This window comes from Nonomuraea sp. B5E05 (assembly GCF_039880665.1).
GTDB lineage: Bacteria > Actinomycetota > Actinomycetes > Streptosporangiales > Streptosporangiaceae > Nonomuraea.
On the sequence record NZ_JBDPMJ010000035.1, the window covers coordinates 46,939 to 72,854 of the forward strand.

Annotated in this window: 24 protein-coding genes and 1 pseudogene; 7 read left to right on the forward strand and 18 right to left on the reverse strand. The window is 65.8% G+C overall.

Annotated elements, in window-relative coordinates:
* Nucleotides 1-30: 30 nt before the first annotated feature.
* From ABGB01_RS40280 to ABGB01_RS40310, 7 genes are all read right to left on the reverse strand, one after another.
* Nucleotides 31-987, reverse strand: coding sequence for a glycine betaine ABC transporter substrate-binding protein (locus ABGB01_RS40280; protein ID WP_347779102.1), 957 nt, complete (start codon nucleotides 985-987; stop codon nucleotides 31-33).
* A complete protein-coding gene (locus ABGB01_RS40285; RefSeq protein ID WP_347779104.1) occupies nucleotides 984-1,760 on the reverse strand; it encodes an ABC transporter permease in 777 nt (258 codons plus the stop codon). The genes ABGB01_RS40280 and ABGB01_RS40285 overlap by 4 nt, the downstream gene beginning before the upstream one ends.
* A complete protein-coding gene (locus tag ABGB01_RS40290; protein WP_347779105.1) occupies nucleotides 1,757-2,941 on the reverse strand; it encodes a betaine/proline/choline family ABC transporter ATP-binding protein in 1,185 nt (394 codons plus the stop codon). Before ABGB01_RS40290 ends, ABGB01_RS40285 begins: the two co-directional genes overlap by 4 nt.
* Nucleotides 2,934-3,611, reverse strand: coding sequence for an ABC transporter permease (locus tag ABGB01_RS40295; protein ID WP_347779106.1), 678 nt, complete (start codon nucleotides 3,609-3,611; stop codon nucleotides 2,934-2,936). The genes ABGB01_RS40290 and ABGB01_RS40295 overlap by 8 nt, the downstream gene beginning before the upstream one ends.
* 74 nt (nucleotides 3,612-3,685) lie before the next feature.
* Entirely contained in the window at nucleotides 3,686-4,321 is a 636-nt protein-coding gene (locus ABGB01_RS40300) for a hypothetical protein (protein ID WP_347779107.1), read from the reverse strand.
* Nucleotides 4,318-5,754 (reverse strand): hypothetical protein, encoded by a 1,437-nt coding sequence (locus ABGB01_RS40305; protein ID WP_347779108.1) that lies wholly within the window; start codon nucleotides 5,752-5,754, stop codon nucleotides 4,318-4,320. The genes ABGB01_RS40300 and ABGB01_RS40305 overlap by 4 nt, the downstream gene beginning before the upstream one ends.
* Nucleotides 5,754-7,556 carry a hypothetical protein gene (locus ABGB01_RS40310; protein WP_347779110.1) on the reverse strand — a complete coding sequence of 601 codons (1,803 nt, stop codon included), beginning with the start codon at nucleotides 7,554-7,556 and terminating at the stop codon, nucleotides 5,754-5,756. Before ABGB01_RS40310 ends, ABGB01_RS40305 begins: the two co-directional genes overlap by 1 nt.
* A 312-nt stretch (nucleotides 7,557-7,868) precedes the next feature.
* Between ABGB01_RS40310 and ABGB01_RS40315 the strand changes: the two genes are divergently transcribed.
* Nucleotides 7,869-7,991, forward strand: a complete 123-nt coding sequence (locus tag ABGB01_RS40315; RefSeq protein WP_347779112.1) for a hypothetical protein — start codon at nucleotides 7,869-7,871, stop codon at nucleotides 7,989-7,991.
* 182 nt (nucleotides 7,992-8,173) lie between these two features.
* Here ABGB01_RS40315 and ABGB01_RS40320 read toward each other — a convergent pair whose 3' ends face one another.
* From ABGB01_RS40320 to ABGB01_RS40335, 4 genes are all read right to left on the reverse strand, one after another.
* Nucleotides 8,174-10,756 carry a tetratricopeptide repeat protein gene (locus tag ABGB01_RS40320; RefSeq protein WP_347779114.1) on the reverse strand — a complete coding sequence of 861 codons (2,583 nt, stop codon included), beginning with the start codon at nucleotides 10,754-10,756 and terminating at the stop codon, nucleotides 8,174-8,176.
* A gap of 114 nt (nucleotides 10,757-10,870) precedes the next feature.
* On the reverse strand, nucleotides 10,871-11,140 hold the full coding sequence (locus tag ABGB01_RS40325; RefSeq protein ID WP_347779115.1) for a hypothetical protein: 270 nt from the start codon (nucleotides 11,138-11,140) through the stop codon (nucleotides 10,871-10,873).
* On the reverse strand, nucleotides 11,137-11,427 hold the full coding sequence (locus ABGB01_RS40330) for a hypothetical protein (RefSeq protein WP_347616123.1): 291 nt from the start codon (nucleotides 11,425-11,427) through the stop codon (nucleotides 11,137-11,139). The genes ABGB01_RS40325 and ABGB01_RS40330 overlap by 4 nt, the downstream gene beginning before the upstream one ends.
* Entirely contained in the window at nucleotides 11,424-11,606 is a 183-nt protein-coding gene (locus tag ABGB01_RS40335) for a hypothetical protein (RefSeq protein WP_347779117.1), read from the reverse strand. Before ABGB01_RS40335 ends, ABGB01_RS40330 begins: the two co-directional genes overlap by 4 nt.
* 214 nt (nucleotides 11,607-11,820) lie before the next feature.
* Here ABGB01_RS40335 and ABGB01_RS40340 point away from each other — a divergent pair, with 214 nt between their 5' ends.
* Together ABGB01_RS40340 and ABGB01_RS40345 are read left to right on the forward strand one after the other, a co-directional pair.
* The gene (locus ABGB01_RS40340; RefSeq protein ID WP_347779119.1) at nucleotides 11,821-12,081 is read left to right on the forward strand and encodes a GntR family transcriptional regulator; all 261 of its coding nucleotides are present in this window, start codon (nucleotides 11,821-11,823) and stop codon (nucleotides 12,079-12,081) included.
* A gap of 431 nt (nucleotides 12,082-12,512) precedes the next feature.
* Nucleotides 12,513-13,454 (forward strand): NaeI family type II restriction endonuclease, encoded by a 942-nt coding sequence (locus tag ABGB01_RS40345; protein ID WP_347779135.1) that lies wholly within the window; start codon nucleotides 12,513-12,515, stop codon nucleotides 13,452-13,454.
* 367 nt (nucleotides 13,455-13,821) lie between these two features.
* Here the strand turns inward: ABGB01_RS40345 and ABGB01_RS40350 are convergent, their stop codons facing one another.
* Entirely contained in the window at nucleotides 13,822-14,301 is a 480-nt protein-coding gene (locus ABGB01_RS40350) for a very short patch repair endonuclease (protein ID WP_347779121.1), read from the reverse strand.
* Nucleotides 14,302-14,398: 97 nt separating this feature from the next.
* Here ABGB01_RS40350 and dcm point away from each other — a divergent pair, with 97 nt between their 5' ends.
* On the forward strand, nucleotides 14,399-15,706 hold the full coding sequence (dcm, locus tag ABGB01_RS40355) for a DNA (cytosine-5-)-methyltransferase (protein ID WP_347779122.1): 1,308 nt from the start codon (nucleotides 14,399-14,401) through the stop codon (nucleotides 15,704-15,706).
* Nucleotides 15,707-15,826: 120 nt separating this feature from the next.
* Here the strand turns inward: dcm and ABGB01_RS40360 are convergent, their stop codons facing one another.
* The 3 genes from ABGB01_RS40360 to ABGB01_RS40370 all read right to left on the reverse strand — a co-directional run bounded on the left by ABGB01_RS40360 (nucleotide 15,827) and on the right by ABGB01_RS40370 (nucleotide 19,833).
* A complete protein-coding gene (locus ABGB01_RS40360) occupies nucleotides 15,827-17,680 on the reverse strand; it encodes a DEAD/DEAH box helicase (RefSeq protein ID WP_347779123.1) in 1,854 nt (617 codons plus the stop codon).
* 2 nt (nucleotides 17,681-17,682) lie between these two features.
* The gene (locus ABGB01_RS40365) at nucleotides 17,683-19,083 is read right to left on the reverse strand and encodes a transcriptional regulator (protein ID WP_347779125.1); all 1,401 of its coding nucleotides are present in this window, start codon (nucleotides 19,081-19,083) and stop codon (nucleotides 17,683-17,685) included.
* 72 nt (nucleotides 19,084-19,155) lie between these two features.
* On the reverse strand, nucleotides 19,156-19,833 hold the full coding sequence (locus ABGB01_RS40370) for a hypothetical protein (protein WP_347779127.1): 678 nt from the start codon (nucleotides 19,831-19,833) through the stop codon (nucleotides 19,156-19,158).
* A gap of 742 nt (nucleotides 19,834-20,575) precedes the next feature.
* Between ABGB01_RS40370 and ABGB01_RS40375 the strand changes: the two genes are divergently transcribed.
* Both ABGB01_RS40375 and ABGB01_RS40380 read left to right on the forward strand, forming a co-directional pair.
* Nucleotides 20,576-20,977 (forward strand): hypothetical protein, encoded by a 402-nt coding sequence (locus ABGB01_RS40375; RefSeq protein ID WP_347779128.1) that lies wholly within the window; start codon nucleotides 20,576-20,578, stop codon nucleotides 20,975-20,977.
* A gap of 191 nt (nucleotides 20,978-21,168) precedes the next feature.
* The gene (locus ABGB01_RS40380) at nucleotides 21,169-21,348 is read left to right on the forward strand and encodes a hypothetical protein (RefSeq protein ID WP_347779130.1); all 180 of its coding nucleotides are present in this window, start codon (nucleotides 21,169-21,171) and stop codon (nucleotides 21,346-21,348) included.
* Between the two features lie 318 nt (nucleotides 21,349-21,666).
* Here ABGB01_RS40380 and ABGB01_RS40385 read toward each other — a convergent pair whose 3' ends face one another.
* The 3 genes and pseudogenes from ABGB01_RS40385 to ABGB01_RS40395 form a co-directional block, all read right to left on the reverse strand.
* Entirely contained in the window at nucleotides 21,667-22,233 is a 567-nt protein-coding gene (locus ABGB01_RS40385; RefSeq protein ID WP_347779136.1) for a transposase family protein, read from the reverse strand.
* A complete protein-coding gene (locus tag ABGB01_RS40390) occupies nucleotides 22,125-23,321 on the reverse strand; it encodes an IS4 family transposase (RefSeq protein ID WP_347779132.1) in 1,197 nt (398 codons plus the stop codon). The genes ABGB01_RS40385 and ABGB01_RS40390 overlap by 109 nt, the downstream gene beginning before the upstream one ends.
* A 94-nt stretch (nucleotides 23,322-23,415) precedes the next feature.
* Nucleotides 23,416-23,816, reverse strand: a pseudogene (locus ABGB01_RS40395) (transposase family protein); the annotation flags it as partial.
* Between the two features lie 157 nt (nucleotides 23,817-23,973).
* On the opposite strand from ABGB01_RS40395, the gene ABGB01_RS40400 reads away from it, so the two are divergent.
* Entirely contained in the window at nucleotides 23,974-25,686 is a 1,713-nt protein-coding gene (locus ABGB01_RS40400; protein ID WP_347779133.1) for an IS1634 family transposase, read from the forward strand.
* The last annotated feature ends 230 nt before the right edge of the window (nucleotides 25,687-25,916 follow it).

Below are 25,916 nucleotides of genomic sequence, written 5' to 3' on the forward strand. Positions count from 1 at the left end.
GCTGCCCGCGCAGGGGCAGGGTTAACGCCTTTACCGGACGAATCCCTCGTCCCGCAGCCAGTCGCGCGCCACCAGGGCGGGCACCTTGCCGTCCACGTCCACCTGGGCGTTGAGGCCGCGCATCACGTCGTCGGTCAGCTTGGCGCTGATGGGCGCGAAGATCTTCGCGATCTCGGGGTGCGCGTCCGCCAGCTCGCGCCGCATGGTCACCGCGGCGTTGTAGCTGGGGAAGAACTTCTTGTCGTCCTCGAGCAGCACCAGGTCGAGCGCCTGGACGCGGCCGTCGGTCGTGGTCACCATGCCGACGGCGCACTGGCCGCTGGCGACGGAGTTGTAGAGCACGCCCACCGACACCCGGCGCACGTTCGCCCTCGGGACCTCCTTGCCGTAGGTCATGCCGTACGCCTTGATCATGCCGAGGAAGCCGTCGTCGCGGCCGAAGGTCTCGTGGTCGACGCAGAACGTACGCTGGTTGACCGGGATCTTCATGATGTCCGAGATCGTCTTCACGCCCCACTTCTGCGACGTGGCCCGGGTGACGCCCATGGCGTAGCTGTTGTTCAGCGGCGCGGGCGGCAGCCAGACGATGCCGTTCTCGCGCAGGTCGAGGTCGCGGACCGCGACGTACTGCGCCTGCGGGTCGGGCAGCGCCTTGGTCTGGCCGAGGTAGGTGATCCAGCCGGTGCCGGTGTACTCCCACATCAGGTCGGCGTCGCCGCGGGTCAGGGAGGCGCGGGCGTTGACGCTGCCCTGCACGTTCGTCTGGTCGCTCACGTCGGCGCCGGCGGCGGTGAGGGCGAGCACCGCGATCTTGCCGAGCACGAGCTGCTCGGTGAACTCCTTGGACGTCACCCGTATCCGCGTGCCCTCCAGCGACGGGATGGGCTGGATGCCGGCCGGCTCGACCGGCGGCACGAACGACGACGCCGGCTGCAGCCCGCACCCAGCCATGATGAGGACGAGCAGCAGGGCCAGGAACGCTCTCACGACAGCCCCTTCGGGGCGAGGACCCGCTGCGCGAGCCCGCCCACCCAGTCGATGATCAGCGCCAGCACCGCGATCAGCACGCACCCGGTGACCAGCACCAGGTTGCGCTGCGTGCTCACACCCGTGGTGATCAGGTCGCCGAGCCCGCCCGCGCCGATGAAGGCGGCGATGCTGGCCGTGCCGACGTTCAGCACGAGCGTGGTCCTGACGCCCGACAGGATGACCGGCGCGGCCATCGGCAGCTCCACCTTGAACAGCACCCTGGCCGCCGACATGCCGATGCCGCGGCCGGCGTCGACCAGCCGCCAGTCCACCTGTTGCAGCCCGACCATGGTGTTGCGCAGCGTGGGCAGCAGGCTGTAGGCGAACAGGGCCGCGACCGCCGTCCAGAAGCCGATCTGGAAGACCACCGCCAGCAGCACGACCATCCCCACCGCCGGAGTGGCCTGGCCCACGTTGACCACGGCCAGCACGAACGGTGTCGCCCGGCGCATCGCGCCCCTGGTGAGCAGGATGCCCAGCGGCAGGGCCACCAGCAGCACCAGCACGGTCGAGAAGAACACCAGCTGGATGTGCTCCCACGTGCGGCCGAAGATGTAGGGCAGGTTGAGCGAGCCGCGCTCGATGCCGTCGAGCGGCACCGACTGCGTATAGATGATCATGGCCGCGCCCACGGCCAGGTAGCAGAGGAGCGGCAGCACGATGTGCCAGGAGCGGCCGAGCCGCGGCTCCGGGCGGACGGCTTCGCCGGCGGCGGCCGTGGGAGCGGTCATCCGCTCTCCCCGAGGTGGTTGCGGTGCAGGCGGCGCTCGCGTTCTCTGGTCTTGATCGCCTGGATAGCGTTCTGCACGGTGCTCAGCGACAGCGCTCCCGCGTACGCCCGGCGCCTGCCCACCACGGGCACCACGTCGCTGTCGGCGTTGAGCAGCGACTCCAGGGCGTCCTGCAACGTCATCCGGTGGTGGAGGGTGCCGGTGATCGGGTCGCCGGCCGAGCCGACGGGCCCCTCGATCCCCTCGAGGTGCTCGGCGCCGACCCAGCGCAGCGGCCGCCGCATCCCGTCCGTGATCAGCGCGTAGCCCCGGCCGTCGCGCTCGATCTCGGCGCGCACCTCGGCCGCGTCGGCGTCCTCCGACGCGTACGGCACCTGGTCCACCTCGATGTCGCCCACCTTGGTCAGGCGCAGCAGCCGCATCGAGGAGCCGGCGCCGAGGAACTGCTCGACGTAGTCGTCGGCCGGGTTCGTGAGGATCTCGGCGGGGGTGGCGTACTGCACGATGTGGCCGGGCGCCTTCATGATCGCGATATGGTCGCCGATCTTCAGCGCCTCGTCGATGTCGTGCGTGACGAAGACGATCGTCTTGGCCAGGTCGTCCTGGAGGCCGAGGAGCTCGTCCTGGAGGCGTTCGCGGCTGATGGGGTCGAGCGCGCCGAACGGCTCGTCCATGAGCAGCACGGGCGGGTCGGCGGCCAGCGCCCTGGCGACGCCGACGCGCTGCTGCTGGCCGCCGGACAGGCGGCGCGGGAAGGTGTCGCGGTAGACCTGCGGGTCCAGGCCCACCAGCGTGAGCAGCTCGTCGACCCGCTCGGCGATGCGGGCGCGGTCCCAGCCGAGCATCTTCGGCACCTGGGCGATGTTCGCGGCCACCGTCATGTGGGGGAACAGGCCGGCCTGCTGGATGACGTATCCGATGTTGCGCCTGAGCCGGTCGGGGTCGATGTCGTGGGAGCTGCGGCCGTCGATGACGATGTCGCCGGAGGTCGGCTCGATCAGGCGGTTGATCATGCGCATGGTGGTGGTCTTGCCGCACCCGGACGGCCCGACCAGCACCACGATCTCGCCCGCGGGGATGTTCAGGTCGAGCTCGCGTACGGCGGGGTCGCCGCCGCCGGGGAAGGCCTTGGTCACCTTGCGCAACTCGATCGGCACACCGGAGGTGCTCTGGTCAGCCACGGACACCTCCTGTGGTCAGGCGCCGGCTCAGCGGGCCCTCCGGCCTGGTCAGCTTCCCGAGCAGCACGAAACAGGCGTCGAAGAGCAGCGCGAGAACGGCCACCCCGATCGTGCCGGTCAGCGTGGAGTTGACCGCGTTGGCGCCGCCCAGCCGGGCCAGCCCGGAGAAGATCTGCTCGCCCAGCCCCGGCCCCGAGACGTACGCGGCCACCGCGCCGATGCCCATGGCCAGCTGCGTGGACACCCGGATGCCCGTGAGGATCACCGGCCAGGCCAGCGGCAGCTCGATCCTGGTCAGCGACCGGCCCCGGCCCATCCCGATGCCGCGCGCCGCGTCGACGACGAGCTGGTCGACGCCCTGCAGGCCGACGACGGTGTTGCGGATGATGGGAAGCAGCGCGTACAGGGTGATCGCGGTCACGCTGGGCGCCACCCCGAGCCCGAGCGCCGGGATCAGCAGGCCCAGCATGGCCAGCGACGGCACGGTGAACAACACCCCGGAGGAGGCGGTGGCCAGCGACGCCAGCCGCGGGCGGCGGTAGGTGGCCACGCCGATGAGCACGCCGAGGACGGCCGCCACCAGGACACATTGGGCGACCATGCTCGCGTGTTGCGCCGTCTCGAAGAGGATGAGGTCCCACCGGTCCTCGACGTACTCCCACAGGGTCATCGAGTACGTACTAACCGGGATTCGGAGTACCAAACCTCACAACTGAAACGTTTGTCCCTTTAGTCACACCTGTCTCAGGTGAGCCACACCACCAGAGCGAGGGCCATGAGCGCGTAACCGGCGACCGCCCCGAACACCTGCTTCCGCTCCGCCCGGAGCTCCAGCAGGCCGGCCCCCGCCTGCACCGCGAACGTGAGCAGGACCAGCAGTGGGTTCCACACGACGAGCAGCCACGCCGCCATCTCCTTGGCGATCATCCCGCCGCTGATCAGCACGTACACCGGTCCAAGCGCGGGCTCGGGCCTCTCCTGCGGCCTGCGCCCGGCCGCGGGCAGGCGCCTCAGCCCGACCAGCCCGAGCGGCAGCACGAGGCCCCACCCCAGCAGCCCGATCCACGCGGCCTCGACCGCGCTCACGCCCGACCAGAGCACCAGTCCCAGGCGGATCAGCTCCTGCAGCGCGAGATGGACCACCATGACCACCCTGATGTGCCGAGCCGGGTCCGCGGAGCGCCCGAGCAACCGCCCGGTGGGCAGGCCGGCCAGGAACGAGCCGGCCATGAAGGCGATCGACAGCCCCACCGCACCCCACGTGGGGCCGCCCGCGAAGATCGCCAGCCCGGCCGCGACGAGCACACAGATCATGGCCCGTACGAGCAGCTTCCTCCGCGGACCGTCCCACGGCCCCGCCGTCATCGAAGCCTCTGTCATGTGCCGTCCTTGCCGCAGAGCGGGCGGTCGTCCTGCACCCGGCCGTTCAGCGCCCCTTCCAGCGCGTCCACGGACGCGAAGAGCGTCTCCCGCGAGACCTTGTCCTCCCAGACGCCCCGGGCACACCGGCGGAACAGCTCGCTGAACTGGGCGTAGTAGGGCGACTTCGGCCGCGGCCGGGCCAGCTCGATCGACTCCCTGGTCTTCGCCGCCAGCTTCGCCAGCTCGTCCAGGCTCGGGTTGGTGATGTCGGAGCCGTCCTGGCGCGGGCACGACGGGCCGCCGCCGCCTTCGTAGTGCTCGTACACCTCGGTGAGCACCGGCGAGTAACCGCCGCAGGCGAACAGGTTGGCCTGCACCTCGGGGCTGGTGAGCCGGTCGATCAGGCGCCTGGCGGGAGCCAGCTTGGCCGGCTTGATGTGCTGCGAGACGGCCAGCACCGACCCGCCGAGCACGCCGCCGCGCGCAGCGGGCGCGTGCACGTCGAAGCGCAGGTCCTTGCCGGAGACGCGCATGCGCGGGTCGGCCGCCAGCTGGTGGAACGCGATCGGCCAGTTGCGCATCCAGGCCACCGGCTGCCCGCCGGCGTGGCCCTGCTTGAAGGCCACGACGCTCGCGTCCTCGTCCATCTGGAGTGACTCGCGCAGCACGGCGACGTTCTCCCCCGTGGTGGACAGCGTGCGCCTGAAGGACCGCAGCGCCTCCCACGTGGCGTCGCGCCGCTGGTCCAGCACGATGGAGGTCCTGTCGTCGCCGTCGAGCACCTTCCCGCCGCCCAGCTCGATCGTCTCCAGGAAGTTGATCGTGCCCATCTCGTTGTCGTCGAGCTGCAGCAGGTAGCCACCGGACCGCCGGTCCAGCCGCCGGAACTCCAGCGGCGCGTCCGCGGCGAACGGCACGCCGTACTGCTCGCCGTCGATCCGCCCGGTCCCCAGCGGGCCGGACAGGAACTCGTCGTCGCGATCCGCCAGGTCGATCGGCTGGATGTAGCCGTGCCGGGCGAACTCGGTCACCCACGCCACGTCGAGCACGAGGATGTCGTACGCGCAGCTGCCCGCCTGCGCCAGCGCCGCCATCTGGGCCCGCCGCACGTCGGTGCTGTCGGACAGCTCCAGCAGCTTGGCCCGCGGATCCCCGGGCGGCTTCATCAGGTCGTTCCACTCCTCGATCGCCTCGCGCCGCACGCTGCCCGTGCTGACGTCGTCGCCGGTGGCCACGACGAGCTCGGCGTCGTTGCCGCCGCAGTTCTCCTGCGGCGTGGCGGGCGCCGAGGGCGGGGAGATGGTCGTCCGGGGCCTGTCCGGCTGGGACGGCCCTGCGGACAGGCCGGACTGCCACGTCAGGAGCAACACCATCAGCAAGGCCCCGCAGCCCAACGCCACCAGGTTCCTGCGCCCGACATGTTCGCGCCAGCCCGGCGGGAGCCACGCCATCATCGCCACCCCCGCACCGTGATGATGGCCCGGGTGAGCGCCTGGTCCGCGCCCTCGCCCGCCGTCACGCAGCGGTACGGCTTGCCCGTGCCGGGCAGCGCGGTCACGGCGCACTCGTCCTGTCCGAGAACGATGACGTACAGACCCGAGACCGTCGAGGCGCGCTTCAGAGCTTGGGCGATCACCTTCGCGGCGTCGTCCTCGCCCTCGTTGTCGAACAACCTGCCGTCGGTCAGCAGCACCACGGGAGCGGCCACCGCCTCGTCGCCCGCGCCCAGCCGGGTCAGCCCCGCGGAGGCGGGGGCGTCCCAGTGGTCGAACGCGGTGCTCTCGATGTCCGCGGCCACGGCGCCGAGCTCCTCCCTGGTGCTCTCGCCGGCGATGCTCGTGACCTGGGCGGGCCCGTTCCTCGTACGGGCGTGCAGGCCGAACACCCGGACCCCGTCGCGCGGCCCGAGCAGCCTGTTGTTGGCCCGCACCGCCTCGGCGGCCTGGACCCGCACCGGGCGGTCCGCCGATCCCGAGGTGTCGACGAGCAGCCGCAGGTCGAGCTTCGGGCGCAGCTCGTCCAGCACCAGCTTCTTCAGCTGCCCGAGCTCCTTGTGGTCGAGCTCGCCGTCGGCCGGCCCCGGCGCGTTGGGGAAGAGCGGGTGGGCCCGCAGCCACGCGCCGAAGTGGTCGACCAGCTTCTCCCGCTCGGCCGAACGCTGGTCCGGCCACGACACCTTGACGAACTGGTAGTCGAGCGTGCTCAGGTCGTGGTGCCGCACCCCGACGAGGGGCGCGCTGTCACCCGTCCCCTCGCAGCCTTCCACCCGGCCCGCGTTGTAGTCGTCCACGCTGTGCCCGGGAACCAGCAGGGCGATCTTCGGATTTCCGGCGCCCGACCTGTCGGCCAGCCGGTCGAACTCGCACAACAACGAGGTGACGGTGTCCGCGCCGAGCCCGTTCTCCACCAGCTCCTGCTCGGCCTCCAGATAGCGCGACTCGGGCAGCCCGCGGTCGTGGAAGACGTCGTGGGTGCCGATCAACGCGGCCACGGACGTCTCGGGGAACGGCCGGGCGATGGTCATGCCCATCCTCTTCGTCAGCGTGTCCCACACCTCGCCGAACGGGTAGCCGTCCGGATTGTCCATGTACGTGCCCAGCTCCTCGCGCCGCTGCCCGGTCATCGCCAGCACCAGCTGGTCCCGCCCCACCGCGTCCTCCGGTTTCCGGGCGCTGAGCAGCCGGAGCTCATCCGCTCTGAGCTCGTCCGGCTCGGCGGCGGAGGAGGCGACCCAGACGTCGGGCTGCAGGTCGTAGAGGCGGGCGTACGGCTGGTCGCGACGGTCCTCCTGCCACTCCCACCGGTTGTCGAAGGCGTCACGGAGATGGATGGGCGGTGGCGCCACGCCCACGGTCATCCTGACCACGGGGCAGCCGTCCTCCGTCTGGTGCTCGCGCACGTAGCTCTGGGCGCGCGCGGTCAGCTCGGTCACGTTCTCGGGCGCGGTGACCAGCCGCAGCTCCGCGGGCGCCGGGCACTGGTCGTCGGCGGCGACCGTCTGCACCCCGGTCCACACCCCGGTGGCCAGCGCCCCGCCGGCCAGCACGCACAGCGCCGTCGTGACCCTGCTCGGATGCTTCTGGATGAGGTCGCGCAACACCGGAATGAGCGCCACGGCACCGAGCGCGACCCCGGCGACCAGGGACAACCACAGCTGGACGTGGAAGGGCTGGCGCTGGAACAGGTCGAGCCACGGAGCGGAGATCCACGTCACGAACGCGCCGGCCAGGGCACCGATCAGCGCCGTCTGCACCGCTGAGGCGAACTGCGACCTAGTCCGCTCCGGCGCGCGGGCGGCACGAGGACGTTGTGGCGGGGGGCGCGATGGCTTGGCATCGCCGTCGACCCGGCGCACGTGTTGTAACTCTTCCGGATTGACATCGCTCATGTGAGAGGGCGCCCTCCTGCGACGGGATCACTTGAAGACTAATCCGGCTGTCCGACGCATGTGTCGCTGTTATGCAGTCGTTCGATATCGGCCCAGGGCGAATTCCAACCGGAATGCGATTTTGCCCGGTCCGTTTTCCCGCCGCCCTTCCGCCTTCCCGGGCTCTACCGTGGAGGAATGCTGACCATCGGCGTCGATCTCGCAGCGGAGGCGGCACGGACCGCGGTGGCCTGGCTCGACTGGACCGGTGGCCGCGCGCGGCTCGTCGAGGTCTACCCGGCCGCCAGCCTCAAACAGTAGGGGCTGCCCCACCGCGGCTACAAGCGCGCCGCCAACCCCCATGCGGGATGCGCTCCTGAGCTCGTTCGTCAGTACGGTGGCCGGACTGTGCCGCCTCGATCAAATCGCCATCGACGTGGCTCTGCAAGCACTAAGCCGCTCACTTTTCGCAGCCGTACGTGTCAGTGCTTTGGATCAGAGGGTTACCGGGTTTCCAGGGAAGCTCTTTTGTGGCGCTCTTCCGCGCGTCTGGTCTGCGGATGGTCGGGGCCGTACATCGTCGTGTACAACTCCAGCACCGCGCGATATTCGCGGCGCGCCTCGTCCCAGAGGCTCCGTTCCTCCAGGACGCGGGCGATCTCGTACCGGGTCGCGACCGTCTGCGGATGCGCCGGCCCCAGCACGCGAACCTGGCGCCGCAGCACGTCGCGCAGCTCGCGCTCCGCCCGATCGTGCGCACCGGTGACCCGCCACGTGCGCGCCAGCTCATAGCGGATGTCCAGGGTGTAGATGTGGTTCTCACCCCACACCCGCTGGGCCGCCTCCCTGATCGTGCCGAGTTCGTGCTCGGCCTCGGTCTCCTGGCCGATGTCGCGGAGCATCCAGGCCCTGTTCGACCTGGTGAGCAGGATGTCGGGGTGAGCCGGTCCGAGCACCCGGGCCTGGTGGGCCGCCAGGTCGGCCATGCCTCGTGCGGCCTCGCGGGTGCGCCCCTGCAGGGCCACGTTCATCAGCATGTTGAAGCGTGTGCGCAGCGTGAGATGGTGGTCCGGCCCGATGACGCGGACGCGAGCGGCGAGGAGGTCGGCGTAACCCTTCTCCGCCGTGGCGTAGTCGCCGAGATCGCCGACGGCCCGGATGTGGTAGAACCTGCTGGCCAGCGTGTCAGGATGTTCAGGGCCGAGGACACGGGCGCGCGCCTCCACCACCTTTCGGCACACCGCCTCCGACTCGTTGAGGAGCGCGCGCATGGCGAGGGCACGCCCGATCTCGTGCCAGGTGGTGAGGGTGTCCGGGTGGTCGGGGCCTAGCACCCGCGTCCTCGTGGCCAGCGTCCGCTCGTAGCAGGTGTGGGCCTCGGCGTACCGTCCCTGCTCGAAGAGGGCGAATCCGAAGTCGTGCCGAGTCGCCAGCGTGTCAGGGTGCTCCTCACCCAGCAGCCGGCCCCGTGCGCGCAGGACCTGCGCGAGTTCAGCCTCCGCCTCGACGGCGCGGGTCATGCACGCCCACGCGGCGCCACGCTGGTGGCGCAGGGCGAGGACGCCCGGATGGTCCGCCCCCAGACCGCCGGCCTGCCGCAGCGAGAGCGTCGCGAGCTCCGCGGCGGCGGCGTAACAGCCGCTCGCCCGGAACGCTCCACACGCGCGGCCCACCAGCTCGGCCAGCTCGACCAGCGTCCGCTCGTCCAGGGCCGAGGACGTGATGGACAGCAGGGCGCGCAGGTGAGGCATCAACTCCTGCCAGGCGGGCCAGTCGCCAGGCGCGTCGTGACGCCTGCCGGACAGCGCGCCGCGCAGGAGGGCGACCGCGACGGTGGTGATGTCCGGCGTGACACGCGTACGGCTCGCCTCGGCGACCAGGGGATGCACGACCAGCGTCCCGGCAGGCGCGCGGGCCTGGATGAGGCCCATGGACCTCAGCGCCTCAAGCCCAGGGCGCACGTTGTGCTCGCCGCCGCAGATCTCACCCAGCGGCGCGGCGTCCAGCAGCGCGGCGTCGATCTCCACCGCGGGAGCGAGGCAGGCCAGCACCCGCAGCAGAGGGCGGGCCTGCCGGCACCCGCGCCCGGCGAGGGCGTCAAGGGAGATCTCCCACGTGGTGGTGATCGACGGCTCTCCACCGCTGCCGCCGAGGAGCGCGGGGAAGCGGTCGTCCAGGGCGAGAAGGTAGTCGGGGAAGGTCCTCTCCTTGGAGAAGGGAGAACTGAGATGGCTACCGGCGTGCGACAGGGCCAGCGGCAGCCCGCCCAGCCGCCTGGCCACCGCGCCGGCCTGCTCCAGCGTGCCCGCCTCCCCGGCCAGGTCGAGCAACATTCTCGCCCCGTCGTCCTCGTTCACGCACAACACCTGGTGAACCCGGCCGCACCGGCCCCAGACCCGCTGCTCGACGACGCGGGTGGTCACGACGACGAGCCCGGACGTCGTGGGCCGCAGCCAGCCGGTCGCGTCGCGTACCGGTGCCCCCGCCACTTCCAGCGCCCGCGGATCGTCGGCGTTGTCGAGGACGAGGAGCCAGCCGGTCTGCTCCTCCAGCCGCGTCCAGAGCACGTCGGCCGGATCACGCCGCCCGGCGCGCGCCTCCCCGATCGCGATCGCCGGCGCGCCCAGCTCGGCGGACAGGGCCAGCAGGGACGACGTCACGGTCTGAGCGTCCGTGGCGGCGATCCACCACACGCGCCGCCCCATTCTCCGCGCCCGCTCGGCGAGTGCGAGCGCGACCGTGGTCTTGCCGACCCCTCCAAGGCCGCCCAGCACGTGGAACGTTCCGTCCGGCTCGGCCAGGCGCTGCTCCAGGTGCAGCAGCAGATCCTCCCTGCCGCGCACATGAGGCAGCCGCCCGATCGGCGCCCGCAGCACGGGGACGGCGCACGGCCCCGGCCGGTCCTCGGGCGGAAGCGTTCCAGAGGGAGGCGGTGCCGGCGGGTGCGTTGCGGGCGGAGGCGCTGTGGGCGGAGTCCGGGCCACGGGCGCCGGCAGGCTCTGACGGGGGGTTCGGCGCAACTGCAGGGCGGCGATGAGCACCGCGGCCACTCCCGCCAACGCCCCCACGACGCTCACGGGATCCATGTCGTTACTGTACGAAGTCGCTCGCCCGTACGGCGCGGCTTCGGGCGGGCTTGCGGGAATTTCCAGGGCATTGATGCGGCGAATATGGCTTTGGGGAGGGTTGGTTCTGATGGTTCAGGCGGGGTGGTCGCCGGGGCCCATCCCGGTCAGGGCGGAGGTTCGTAGATCGTTCCAGTGGTATGCGCAGTTGCCGTGCGGAAGGCCTTCGAAGGTGTGATCTGGGTCGATCTGAAGCTCGGAAAGGTGCTGGTCCAGGGAGAGCGCGTGGTAGGCCAGGGCTTTGTTCATGGCGGCCGTCACGTCGGGGGCTTCGACCACCCAGGTGTACGGGGCCTCGCCGTCGAATCGTTCGGTGCCCGCGATGGTGACGGTGAAGGTCTTCACAGAGCCTCGCCTCGGAGGATCTGCTCGAAGGTGTGCCTGGCCGCCGAGGTCAGGGACCACGCGGTTTCGTGAACGGTGTCCTTCTTCCGGTCCGTACGGCGCACGAAGCCCTTGCCGGCGGCGGCGCACAGCTCGTACGTCATCGTCTTGCACTCACAGGTGTGGGAGACGACGCGGATGCGCGGCGCCCGGTTGGCCGGCTCGTACCAGGACAGGGTGACGCGGTCCGGCCTGGGCGGCTCGACGTGCGGACCGTGGAAGTCGGGGAACTCGTTCCGCCGGGTCACCAGGTCCTCCCTTCGAAGATCTCGACGAGGTTCTTGAGCGCGATGTCGACGCGCGCCATGACGAGCTCGGGGATGTGGCCGTTGCCAGGGGGAAGGCGGTAGCCGTGTCTCTCCAGTACGGCCTGGACCTCTGCCGTCAGGAGGGGAGTGAACCGCAGGTCGGTGACGGAACTGTGCATGGGCTGAACCTCCGGGTCCCGATCTGGAGCCTGCCGTGACGCGCCAACGCCCTGGCTTGTTCACCGTTGTCTGGCCAGGCAGGCGCTTCGCTGTCGGCACGCCTACACCTCAGCTTGACCCGTAACCATAGAAGAGATGTAGGCCCATGTCTACCCTTGTCCATTGACAGACCTAGAAGCCAGCGGGGAACAGGGGGTTTCTATAGTTCTGTGTATGGCGGATGAGTGGCAGTTTGACCCGACAAGCCCGAAGTCGGCGCAGATAGCGATCGAGATAGAGAGGCGCATCCGGGCTGGCGAATATCCTGCCAAGCATCCCATCTACGAAGTGCGGCTCGTACAAGAGTTCGGAGTCGCGCGCGACACCGCGCGGAAGGCGACCGTAATTCTCAGAGATCGAGGGCTGATCTTCACCGTACGTGGCATGGGTAGCTTTGTGGCAGATCCGAGGGCTTGGGCAGAATCGCCTGAGTAGGTGCGTCGCTCATTCGGCGACCGTTCGCGGCTCATTAGCGTCCGTAAGTCGTCGAAGCCGACAATCCATCCGTAGATGAACTTCGACGGCTCCTCGGCGAGGCGACGTTCTTCCTGGGCTGTCCAGAGACTGTCGACGGCAGGCTCTGGCGACACGGGCTGCCCTGACTCGACGTTGCCGCATGACAGCGTTGAAGCGCTCGGCTGAGCTTGCGTCGGGAGACGTCAGCCAGGGTGGTGTCCTCTCGATCGCCTCATTGGATGGAGCTGACGCTGTGCTCTTGCTGGTCAGCAGGCTTCGCACGATCTCCGCCCTGATGCGAAGCGAGTCACGGGTCCCGCCCTACCCTGGGCCTCGGCATCTTTGCGTGGCCTTTCTTGGATGAGGAGTGCCAACTGGGCCGCGAGACCGGCTACATTTCTTCCGTGATAATGGAGCCGTTGCCGGGTATGTCTGCGCCCGACTTGGAGTTGGACGAGGTCTTCACTCACCTCAAGGCCCTCGATCCCGACGGTTCGAGGATAGGGAAGGCGATACGGCGCAGCTTCGACATGCTCCTCGACGGACAACACACCGGCCGCTATCACTGGGAACAGCTTCACAAGACCGAAAAGACCCACTGCGGTACCTTGATCGAGATAAACCTGCAACGTGAGTTTGACTTCGCCGACGGTAAGCTCCTCGACTACCGCATCGCCGATACGGAGGTGGACTGTAAGTACTCCCAGAGCCTGGCCGAGTGGATGATCCCACCGGAAGCTCTGGGGCATGTTGTCCTTGGTCTATGGGCGAACGACCGGGCGGGGAAGTGGAGCGCGGGTCTCCTTCGCGCGTCCCAGGAAAACCTCAACTTCAAGACCAACAGGGATTCGAAACGCACACCGAGCAGGCACGGAAGAAGCGCTATTCGTTGGCTCTTCAAGGACGCGCCACTGCAGGACAACGTCCTGCTGCGTCTCTCCAGTGAGGACATCGACGCGATTTTCAGGTCGACTAGCGGGCAGAAGCGTCTCAACGAGTTGTTTCGACGGGCTCAGCGCCGCCTTGTCAGTAGGAACGTTGTGGCCACCGTTGCCATGCAGGAAGACTATATGAGGCGTGCGCGCCGTCGTGGGGGCTCGCGTACCGCTCTCCGCGCCGAAGGTATAGTCATTTTCGGACAGTATAAGAACCACGTCCAAGCTGCAGTATCGTTGGGCCTGCCTGCTCCAGGCCCAGGGGAATTCGTGAGCGTACGAGTTGCTCGTCGTCAGTGGCACCACGGGGATGCGCCATCGATTGAACTCGACGGCGAGCATTGGGTTGTGGCGGTGGCCGGCGATCCTGTCGAGGACGCTCCGTCGTTGCCCGACATCGGACCGCTAACGGGTTGACGGCCGACAGCGCAGCGCAGCCGTACCAGCTCACGCGCCCAGTCAGAGCCGACCGGGTAATCTCCCAACGTGAGCGTGAGAGGTCCGAATCTTCCGCTCGCCGGTCTGGATCTGACTGAGGAGGTCGTCTGCACAGCCTGCCGTGTAGGTACGCGCCTGATGATGCCCTGGTCAGTCTCTTCTGGCGGCGTGGGCGAGCAGAAGAGAGATCGGCTGATGCCTTGTCCCGCGAGCGCCAGCCGTCCGGTGGTTCCGGCGGCATGCCTTGCAGCGTGGACGTGGTGACTGCCATCCCTGCGCTAGGCTCCGAGGATCCGTATCCACGACTTGCCCTGCGACGCACGCCAACCTCGAGACATTGTCGCCTCTATTCGCTAACCTCGCTCTCGTGTTCGACTCCGGAGTGCAACGCCACCACCACGGCCTCTACGGCGGCGGTCAACGGTTCGTGCTCCCACAGGCGGACAACCTTCCAGCCGGCGGCCTCAAGCGCGGTGTTTACGAGCTGGTCGCGTTCTATGTTCCGACGCAGCTTAGGCGTCCAGTACCACTCATTGGTTGTAGGCTGCCGGCCGTGATCAGGGCAAACATGCCAGAAGCAGCCGTCGACGAAGACCGCGACCTTCCGGGCGGTGAACACGATGTCCGGCCTAACCTTCACACCTTCGAGATCAAGGCGAAGGTCCTTCCGGTAGCGGTAGCCCAGGCGGTGCAGCGCGCTGCGGAGCATGACCTCTGGTTTAGTGTCGGTCCGGCGGTTGGCCCGCATGTTCCTCGATCGACCCTCGTTGAGGGGCGCTGGGTACAACCCGCGCTTGTGGGCCTGTTCTCTGGGGCCTGCTGGCATGTCTTGTCCAAGTCCATCAACGGTGCGACTCCCTCTCCGGGAAGATACAACCGCCAGCTCGACCGCCCCAACCTCGGATCACCCAAGGAGTGCACGCATGGCTCTTGAAGCTGTCGAAATTTGCGCCGGAGCCGGTGGCCAGGCTTTGGGCTTGCACCAAGCAGGCTTCACACATCGCCTGGCATTCGAACTTGACCCGAACGCTTGCACTACTCTTCGCGAGAACGCTCGCGAGGGCAACATCACGATTAGCGACCCGGGCAAAGTCAAGGACGGAACCTGGGTCGTAGAGGGCGATGTCGCGGACCCTGAGCTATGGAAGCCCGACGAATTCCATGGAATAGACCTGCTCGCAGGTGGGGTCCCCTGTCCGCCGTTCACAATCGCTGGCAAGCAACTCGGCGCCACCGACGAGCGTGATCTTTTCGCATGGGCAATCGAACAGGTTAATACAGTCCAGCCGCGTGCACTCCTGCTGGAAAACGTGCGCGGACTGAGCATGCCGCGCTTCGCGGGATATCGCCAACACGTGCTGGATAGGCTCCAAGACTTCGGATATCTTGCCGAGTGGACGCTATTGAACGCCTCTAGTTACGGTGTTCCGCAGCTCCGTCCGCGGTTTGTGCTGGTGGCAATGCGTCCGGAAGATTTCAAATACTTCAGTTGGCCGGCGAAGTCTGAAGTGGCGGCTCCAACAGTCGGAGAAGCACTCAAGGACCTTATGGCATCGAGAGGCTGGGAGGGCGCCGAAGAGTGGGCTAGAAAGGCCAATCAAGTTGCACCGACGATTGTCGGCGGATCGAAGAAGCACGGTGGGGCCGATCTAGGGCCAACCCGTGCCAAGCGTGCGTGGGAAGCATTGGGCGTGGATGCTTACGGTGTCCACGATATCGCTCCTCCCTACGATACTCCTCCTTACGACCGTAGGCCGATGACTAAGTATGGCCCGAAACTTACGTGCGAAATGGTTGCACGCCTCCAAGGCTGGGATGACGGCACCTGGATTTTTACGGGGGGCAAGACATCTCAATACCGTCAGATCGGTAACGCCTTTCCTCCGCCTGTTGCCAGGGCCTTGGGCCGGTCCATAGCTGCTGCGCTCAATCACACAGGCGACAAGCGTGAATTGTACGAGGACCGTACGCATGATCCTATCTATCGAGTGCTGCGTGATGCTAACGATTTCATCACGGCTGAAGAAATCATGGCAAGGGCAGAGATAGAGCTTAGTGATCCCGAAATAGATAGGCGTATCAGCTTGCTCGGCCGAGACTTTGAAATCGAGAAGAGGGCGACAAGTAAAGGGCTTCTCACCTACAGACTCGAGCGTTTCAAGGCCTTTGTTGGGCAAGTTGACCATGCTCGCAATGAATATTTGCGTGCAAGCGCATCTAAGGTGAGCTGATGATGATGCTGCTGTGGCGATTGGTGTGTGCACAGGGCAGGCGGTTGTAGCGCCTGTCCTGTGGTTGTGAGTGATCTCGCACAAGGATTCTGCGCGTACCTTTTGAGTCAGTGGCGGGGTTCAAGGCAGTCCGGAATGCGGCGGAGTCCGCTGAATGGGTGCGCCGTTGAGATGATCCATAAGAGCCTGGATGTCAGCCATATCCATGCCCCCTGCAGCGGAAGGTTCCTCCTCAAGATCGGCGAGTTGCTGAAGCTCAGGATCGTCAAGGATCCGGCCCATGAACTCGACCTTCTCCTTTAGGCGCAAGGTCACCGCTTCGTCGATGGTTCCTTCGGTGACCAAGATCGTAACCCGTGTCTCGGCATCTGGTGCAAGCCCTAGCCGGTGGATACGATCCAGGCTCTGAAGAAATCGGCCCGCCATGAAGTCCCGGTCGATATAGACGGCGTCATGGCAAATCTGATGGAGGCTGATGCCCTCACCGAGGGTCGCGGGGTTCGAGAGCAGAACCATGCACTGCGGATCTTCTCTGAAGCGCCTGATTTCCTCATTACGTTCCACCGTTCCACCATGAACCATCGCAGGATTGTAGGTGGCTAGGAGGCGTTGCAGGGTCGTAAGGCTGCGTACGAAGGTAGACCACACTATGGTCTTCCGGCCCTCTGCAGCGTTCTCCCTGACGACGGTGAGGGCTTCATGATACTTCGGAGACATCTCAAAGCTGGGAAGACGCTTAAGGAGATCGTACAAAGAATCATCAGGCACCACCTTGAGTGGTGGAACCTGGTAGCTCAGCGGCTCATACCGGCTGGTGCCTTCGATGAGCAGGGCTGGTGTGATTGCGGCCATCAATAGGCGGAGCATAGCCCTGCCAAGGTTGTCGATTTGGTCGCGCGACGCATCAGCGCGCGCAGAGTAGCGTCCTCTCAGTGCGTCGTAAATCTCCCGATGCAGCGGCGGCAAAGTGACATATCTAATTCTGGGTTCGTATGGCGGCAAGCCGAGTTCGCGTTTAGTTGTCCTGGTGAACAATGGACGTAAAACGGCGCTTGCGTACGCAAGGTCGCCATCGGCTACGGCCTCCGCAACCGCTCGCCGCCCATGGCCAGGCCAGACGAAGGACAGCAGATTTTCAAGATCGCGTGCGCCATTAGGCGCGGGTGTGCCGGTTAGGACGAGTCGGCGCTGAGAGAGCGGTCCTAGGGCAAGGCATGCAGAGCCGTACGTTCCCCGGGCCCCGAGCTTCATCCGGTGCGCTTCGTCCAGTATGAGCATTGAGGGAGACGCCCGTAGCCAAGAAGCAAGGTTTCCCAGGCTGCGGCTGAGCCGCTCGTAGTTGACGATCAGGAGTTCTGTGCCAGGGTCCGGGACCTGGTCTAGGACCTGAGTTCTGAGCGGCTCAGCAAAACAGACAGCGCTCTCGTATTGCCAGGACTCGAAGGCAGACTTAGGGCAAACGACGAGCATTCGGCGTATCCGGCTCTGGTTGCGCATAGCGCTGTACACAGCAAGTGCTACGCGTGTCTTTCCCGCGCCGGGCACACTGAAGTTCGCTCCGTGACGTAGTGACAGTAGCTTTCCGATGTCTCTGAGCTGGAAAGGTGTCAGGTCCGCAACCCATTCCGGACCGAGGAGGTCGGTGACCTCCTCGGCATCAATGGACTCGGCCACGCCGGGGGATCCGTCTGTGAGCTGTTCCTCGGCCGCTTCCGCGTCATCAAGGACACTAGAGACGAGTTGAGCTAGCTCTTCGTCCCACTCGACGTTCTCCGGCGCCGGCCACGTGGCTAGTTCGCCCACCGCGACCAAGAAGTCGTCGAGTTCGACTTCGACAGCAAGAGGTCCTCGTCGGCTGCCGAGGGTGAAGCGGGCGGCCAACTGAGCCAAGTCGTTCTGATGCTCGGGGATGGTACGAAGAAGAGCTCTTGTTTTGGTGACATCCAGCGAGATCCTCAGGGAGGGCTCTTTCACCTTTACTTGCCTTCCACGCCGGTGGCCTCCAGCAGCCAGGCCACGCCGTCTCCAGGTACTTTGATGGTGCGGGCTGATTCCACCGCCAGCTTTGCCAGCGCGTCGCGCAGGCTGGCGAGTGCATCGTCGTAAGCGTCCTCGTCAAGGCTGCTCGAGGCTCGCGCCAGCACTAGATCCGTGATGCTTTGCTCAATTTCCGCTCGGGCCTCGTCAATCCGATCCGACACAGCCCTTTGCTTCTTGCGTATGAGGCTGTCCTTACCGGCTGCCTTAAGCGCCGAGTTGAGAGCTTCCCTGGCATGCTGTAGAACAGGCGAAGCTTGGTTGTTACTCTTTTCCTCTGTTCGAGCCTTCAGAAGGATATCTGTAAAGGCGCGGGCCTGTGTAACCTGAGTGCTGGCGGCACGCACTTTTCTGTTCAACCCTGGAATAGCGGTTGATGTAGGCGTATCCGGCGTCGAGGTCCTGAGTTCTTCAGGAAGATGCCGATCGAGGTAGCGGGTGCGGAAGTCAACCTCAATGTGCCGCACATCAGTCTTCGAGTATCCCAATGTGATTGCTGCGAGGCGATTCTCCTTGAGCAGGTCAGCTCTCTCCTTGCTGGCTGCTGACTCTAGCTGGTACCTCCGGTGGAGCTCGGAAAGCTTCTCCTGTTGATCTTCGAAGTCCATGAGGCGGAGCTGGCGATCGCCTTCACGACTGCGTGAAATCAAATCACGTAGGGTGGTGAGGATCCAAATATCTCGTTCAACAGATTTTGGTTTCATCCGGAACTCGCGGGCGATGTCCGGGACCGCCCGTCCCATGCTGACTTGCTCATCGATCGAGAGCAACCGGTTGATATAGGAGTATTCTCGCTTGTGCTCGCGCCGAAGCTGGAGGGATAGTTCGACAGCGCTGATGTCCTCCCAGGTACATGATTCGGGAAGAACACCAACGCGAATGTGCTGGACACCTAGATCTTTGAGGGCAACACAGCGTGTGTTGCCGTTGACCAGGATGCCGTCTTGGGTTATCAGCCCCGGCTCGTTTTGCTTGAACTCTCGAAGGCTCTCCTTCAGAGTCTCAAAGTCTGGATCGGGCTTCGAGGGATCTGACGGAAGCGCTCGAAGCAGGAACGCCAAGTAGCCTTGGCTTTCTTCTGACCAGGGGTTGTTATTCAGTTCTTGTTCTTGTGCTGGGTCGAAGCTGCGCTGCGCGCGAATCCGATGTGTGCTGGGGTTGTAGACCAGATTTTCGACAGGCATATCGATGACCTCGACATGACGCGCTTTTCCGCGCCACTCGATCGTCAGTGTCTCCTGCAGTCCGCCTGTGTTGTGGGCCTCGCTCAGGCGCTGCCGCACCAAGGCGCGGTTTTCCTCGGCGCGGTGCGGAGTGCCATAGTTGACTGGCAATTGCATTCCCTTCTTGATGAACGGCTTCTAATCTCTAACAATGTTAGGCATGGCTGTAACCAACTCCCATGTGCCAGTTCACCTAAGCCTGCCCATCAGTTCAGCTTGGGACTCCGCCGGCAGCGCCTGGTAGAGGCCCCAAAGCTTTTCCACCTCGCTGAACTCGCGTTCGCTGTCGCGCATCCAGCCGGCCAGGATCTGACGATCGAAAGCGGAGAGGCGGCTGAGACGTGCCGTCAGGTCGCCGAGGTCGACCTCCAGAGCCCGGCCACCTACGCGACAGCGTCCACACTCCACCACGAGTTGAGTGCTACGAGATCCATCGGAGGAGACAACCGCTCGCCGTGCAACGTCGAGTTGAGCGGTCTCATAGGTGCCGCTGTAAGTGTGTCCTGCTGGTATGCCGCAGGAGCGGCAGATGTAGTTGGCCCTGGCGAGAAGCTCACGTCGCTGGACTGCGCTGATTGCATGTCCCTCCCTCTTCTTCGTAGCCTTGCCGGGTTCCCAGACAGGCTCGCCCGCAGAGACGAAGCGTTGTTCGTCCTGGCGGAGTGCGGCATCCTCCCGGCTGGTGTCGATTCGCCAGCCGAAGTCACGCAGGTCACGCATCCGGCGGTCAATCTGTGCCACCCCGTGAAAGTCGCTCCGCAGTTCCTCCTTGGTGAAGGTGTTGCCCTCGCCGATCCTCTGGACCAACCACAAAGCGGCACGCTTCATGGTTCCCAGCTCTGTGTTCTTCCATGACGGAACCTGCACAATGCTGCTCCTCTCTGAAGGAAGCGCGGTGAGGAGGGGCGGCCTGGCGGGAAGGCCGTGTCGCCCCTCAAGTGGACTTCCATTGGAGCTCCCGCGAGGCCGCTGCGCAAGCCGTTCGCGATATTTCCGGCAAGTGGCAACATGCCCTGGCATCTGCGACTTAGCCAGAATGTCTGGCATACCGTCTCCCGGGGGAGTTCTAATCTGGTACACCTTGAGTCCTCGCTACGCCTCCAGCCCACTCCTGCCTACCCCCTGTCCAGAAATCTCTGTCCCGGTCGGGTCCCCCGGTAGCTGACGCTGGCCCGGGCGGCGCGAGTAAGAAGCGTGTCGTGGTTTCGTTGTCAGGCCTGCCCGAAATGTCGGTCTAGCCAGCCCAAGGAGGATGCAATGAGGTTGGGAGAGCTAAAGAAGTTGGATGACGGGTCGCTATCACCTGCACGTTTGCGGTTGGCGCACATGCTCCGCCAACTCCGCGCTCTTATCACTGACATGCCTTGTGCGGACCTCGGAAGGGATCTGAACGTCTCGCCCTCGCTGCTCTCGCGCTATCTGGGGGGCCATCGCCGCCCGGAACTCAGGACATGTCTGCGCCTGTACAACATCGCATCCACACGGGCGGTCTCGAAGGGCATGGGCATGCCCTTCGACTCTGAGGCTCTCGAGAGCGCACACGCTTCAGCAGTCCGCCGCCAGCGCGACGGGCGTCGCGGTGGCGGCGCTGCTCGGAAGGGGAATGCGCATGGATGATCACACGGACGAGTTTCCCGGGATGCCGCTGGAAGTCGCTGGGGGCAAAATGAACGCCATGTACGGGCGCGAGTTGCCGGTCCCCTCTGTCCTAGGGGACCGGCAACTGGATGGCAGACGCTTGGCCGACTACATCGTCGAGAGGATCGAAGCAGAAGATCTTACTCATGCCCGGTTGCTCCTGCATCTGGCCGGCGCGAGGTGTGCCTCGATCGAGCTTCCGATCATTTTGGAACGACTTCGGGAGGCAAGTTTGAGGATGGCAGCTGAGGCGGTCCTCTTTCATGTCGGCGAGCGCGTAACGAGTGATGTCCTCCGCATTGTTAAGCAACTTATTGAGGCGAAGCTATATGATGACGCTGCTCTGGTACTGCGAATTGCAGTGCCCGAGTAGCTGGCGCGGTGTTCGATTTTTTTTCTATAGAGCTCACGGACGCCGCTCTTTCTCCGTGTCGTCTTGCAAGTGCTCGTCCAGTGCAGGCGAGATCGAGCGAAACATGACTCTTTCGGTTCTTCCAATATCCATCAGCTGGGCGAAGTGAGGGGATAGTGAGCAGCGCATCACGAATCGGAATCTGTGTGACTATGATCATGCTCATCTCGCTAGTATTCGCGCAATTTGCGTTCATAGTCGCAAGAGAGAGCGGATTCGCCGTTGCGGGAGCGCTGGGCTGGGGCGGCGGCACATTCATCGCCGTGGCCACGCTCGTTACCACGATCATGAGTCACGCGGGAGCATTTGATCAGGGCCGCAAGGCTCCTTGATCCTGACCTTGGGCGATCGTCCCTGGCGCCGTACCGGCTGACCGGGCTCTCGCTCGCTGCAGTCGCGTTGCGGATCACCTCGTCTGTTACTAGCCTTTGTCGGCCGCATGCATTCTGATCCGGCTTTCTGGGATCCGCCAAACCTGCGTCGTGATCAGCCGTTATGGCGAATAGAGATCCAGTATCTAGCGGTCTATGAACGTAGTCGTCGCTTTGCCCAGGTCATGTGGAGTGAAGATCGAGCCCTAGTTACTCGTTAGCCTTGGCGGACCAGAAGGATTCGATGCGGTCGTTCATGTACGAGCCCATGAATGCTTTTCATCCAGCCTCACGGAGCTGAAGGACGAGGATCGCTTTGACGAGCTGACCTGCGAGAAGTGGGCAGCAGCGGAGTTTGTGCAGAATACGCCAGGTCTTCAGCTGTGCATTGGCCCGTTCTCCCGGTCCGCGGAGCTTGGCGTGGGTGGCGTTGGCGGTCTTCTGTGAGGCGGGCTTCTTGCGGCCCTTGTAGGGCACGCGTACGTGCTCGCCGGCCCAATGCCGTTTAGATAGCAGTTGATCATGGTTTTCGCTGGGTGGCCGATGGTGCGGGCAAGAGCGTGACGGTCGGTGGCCCTGCGTACCGGATGCCCTTGTCGGAGGGGCGTCGCTCGCGGTAGCTGCTCTTGCGGGAGCGTTTGACGGCTCGTGGGTAGGAGCGGTGGCGGCGGTGTGGGTTCGTGTTCCGTCGGTGCGCGACGTGATGGAGGGCCCGGTTCCAGGTTGCGTCGGGTGGCTCAGGGGGAAAAGGCCGCGCGGTCGGTGACCGAGCGGCGCACGATGCGGACGGTGCCCAGGAACTTGATCCGGTCGGGGTCGATCCCGGCGGTGGTGGCGGCGGTGCAGATCAGGGTGCATAACGCCCAGTGGGTCAAGAGGTAGGCCCAGATTTCCTGGTCGGCCAGCTCTGGGGTGCGGGAGCGGAGGATCCGGCCCGGCCCTCGCAGGTGCGTCTTGAGCTGATCGATGCCGGTTTCGGCCTCCCAGCGATCGTGGTAGCAACGGGCCAACTCTTCGGCCGTGGCCTCGGCCGGGTCGAGAATGCTGGTGATCAGCCGGATGTGCTCGCCCTTGCGGTCGGGCACGGTGTAGTCGACCACCCGGACGATCACCGCGTGCTCGGGGTCGAGGTCTCGTCCCTGGCGGGCGGCCTCGCGCAGCCGGTCCTTTTGTGACTGGCGCAGGCCGGCGGGTTTGGTGATGACGGCGAGCCAGGACCCGTCGGCCAGGTCACGCAGCCAGTACGGGCGCAGCCCGGCCTGGACCCGCCACAGCAGATGCGCGCCACCACGGCGGGCCTCGTTCCAGGCGGGGAAGCTGTAGAAGCCGCGGTCGGCGGTGAGCAGCATCTCCGCGGTCAAGCGCCGATACAGGGAGAAGGCGAGAGTCTGCTCGCCGGCCCAGCAGCCCGCCACATCGGCGGCCACGATGGCGTGGCTGGCGCATTCGCTGATGGCGACCACCCGGGCCTGCGGGAACGCGGTCTCGTATCCGCCGGCGTTATCGCGGCCGAACTCGGCGACATTGGTTTCGGTGTCGGGCAAGTCCACGACGAACCCGTCGATCGCCATCACCCGCCGGCCCTTCAGCCACGCACCTGGCGTCGACTCGGTCGCAGCAGGCCGGGCGACCTGCTGGAACACCTCCTTGACCGGCTCAGGTCCCAGCCGCTGGCGGGCTTGAGTGATCGCCCCGCGGGTCGGCGCCTGCCAGCGCGCCCCCGGCACCAGCGCCAGCATGCCCGTCAGCTTCTCGGCGACTTCCTCGTAGTCGTCGTCCGGGTAGAGGCACAACGCGATCAGCAGGTAGATGACCACATGCGCGGGGAGTTTGCGAACGCGACGCTCCCGGCATCCGTGCGTGGCGATGGCCGCGTCCAGGGCCTGGCGAGGGATCAGCGATGTCAGCGCTCCGACGGCGATCAGATCCGTCAACCGCCCCGAACTGCCTGTGTCATCCGACAAGATCACCAAACGACGCTACCAGCAAGATCGCTATCTAAACGGCATTGGGCTCGCCGGCACCGACGTAGCCCTTGTCGGCGAGGGTGACCAGGCCGGCGGCCTTGAGGCGGCGCAGGATGCCCCAGATGCGGGCGGCTTTGAGATCGTGGACGGAGCCGGGCAGGGGACCGGAGGTCTGCCGTCGGGGGTGGCCAGGACTTGGATGTTCATGCCGTGTCTGCGGTGCTTGCCGGAGTAGTAGGGCCGGTGGGCGGCCACGCGGTCGATGGGGATGAGGGTGCCGTCCAGCACCAGGTAGGGGTAGCCGGCACGCTGGGCGGCGCGTAACGCCTGCTCCAGGCGGGGTGAGCGGCGGGCGAAGAGGGTGATGGCCTCGCGGATGTAGCGCCAGGCGGTTGCGATGCCGACGCCGAAGCCGGCGGCGACCTCCGCGAGGGTCTCGCCTTTGCGCAGGTGGACGAGGACGCGCGTTCCGCAGCTAATTGGGGTCATGGGGCATATTCGAACGTGAAGGTGCAGGTCGGCGGCATGGGGCCTAGCGGAAATCGCGAGAACGCCTAGTAACACGACTTCCACGAAACAGCAGTCACACGCAGTGCTTCAGCTGTTACGGTCTGGTGGCATGTTCGTCAGGAGCTCCGCCCGCAGGAACAAGGACGGCACGGTGGTGCGCTACCTGCAACTGGCGCACAACGAGTGGGATCCGGCCAGCAAATCGTCCAAGACCAAGGTGCTGCACAACTTCGGCCGCGAGGACCAGCTCGACCGCGCGGCCGTCGAGCGCCTGGTCACCTCGCTGTGCCGGCTGCTGGACCCCGAACGTGCGGCCACCGTGCGCACCCCCGGCGAGCTGAACTACCAAGGCTCGGCCGCCTTCGGTGGCGCCTACCTGCTGGACCAGCTGTGGCGGCAGCTGTCCATCGACAAGATCATGACCTCCATGCTGGCCCGCACCCGGCGCGGCCCCTACACCGAGCGGGTGCTGTTCGCGCTGGTGGCCAACCGCGCGCTGGACGCCTCCTCCAAGCTGGCCGCCTCGCACTGGGTCGGCCGCCGCGCGCACATCGACGGCCTGGCCAGCTGCAGCGACGATGCCTGCTACCGGGCGATGGACTGGCTGCACGAATGCCGCGACGCGATCGAGAAGAAGGTGTTCGACCAGGTCGCCACCCTCTTGAACCTTCAGGTGGACTTGCTGTTTTTCGATACGACCAGCACCTATTTCCAGATTGACGAGGCCGATGAGCGCGTCGACCGCGACGAGCGCGGCATACCCCTGCCCGACGATCGCGAGGCGGGCGAGGAACCGGCCATGCGCAAGAGCTTCCGGGCCTACGGCAAGTCCAAGGATCACCGCGACGACCTGCCACAGGTGGTGATCGGGCTGGCGGTCACCCGCGACGGCATCCCGGTTCGCTGCTGGTGCTGGCCCGGCGGCACCGCCGACGCGACCGTGATCAGCCAGGTCAAGAAGGACATGCGGGACTGGACCCTCGCCAAGATCGTGTGGGTGGGCGACCGCGGGTTCACCTCCGCCGACAACCGACGCACGCTACGCAGCGGCGATCACCACTACATCCTCGGAGAGAAGCTGCGTTCCGGCTCGCCTGAGGCCGAGGCGGCGCTGTCGCGGCAGGGCCGCTACACCGACGTGGCCGGCAACCTCAAGGTCAAAGAGGTCCGCATCAGCGAGCACGAACGCTTCGTGATCTGCTTCAACCCCGACGGCCCCGACCGGGACTCGGCGGTGCGGGAGCGGCTGCTGACCCAGCTGGGCGAGCTGATCGACGGCACCGACGACTGCAAGAGTGACAAGCGGGCCGAGCTACGCGGGGTGATCTCCACCAAGCCCGGGCTGAACCGCTACCTGCGCGTCACCGCCGGCGGGCTGCTGCGCATCGACCAGGCCAAAGTCAAGGCCGAGGCCAAGCTGGACGGCAAGTACCTGCTGCGCAGCAGCGATCCGCGCCTGAGCGCCGAGGAGATCGCGCTCGGGTTCAAGCAGCTCTGGCAGGTGGAACGCGGCTGGCGCGACATGAAACAGATCATCGACCTGCGGCCCGTCTACCACCGCCTGGAGCAGCGCATCCGCGCCCACGTCATCCTCTGCTGGCTGGCCCTGCTGCTGATCCGCATCATCGAAACCAGCACAGCCCGGACCTGGCGGCACATCCGTGAGGAATGCGAGCAACTGACCATCGCCACCTTCACCGGACCAACCGGCACCTTCCGCCAGATAGCCGAACTCACCAAGCCGCAGCGGGACATCCTCACCCAACTCGACCTCCCCGCCCCAAAGAAGGTCATAGAGGCGATACCAACCACCCCCTCCTGACCAGCAACAACACCCCGCCCTAGTAACACGCCGCGCACGCGCTCCAGCATGCGTTACCGCAGCTCAACACCTAGATTCGTGTGCTTTTCCTCAGACACATCTGCCCGGGTTCGACGTAATTCGGGGCTCCTAGAGGGCACTGTGGCCTGAACGTGCAGGTCAGCAGCTGAGGGCGGACCTCCCGGGCCGAAACTGCCTAGAGACGCGATTTTGATGATTCGCCTGTACTG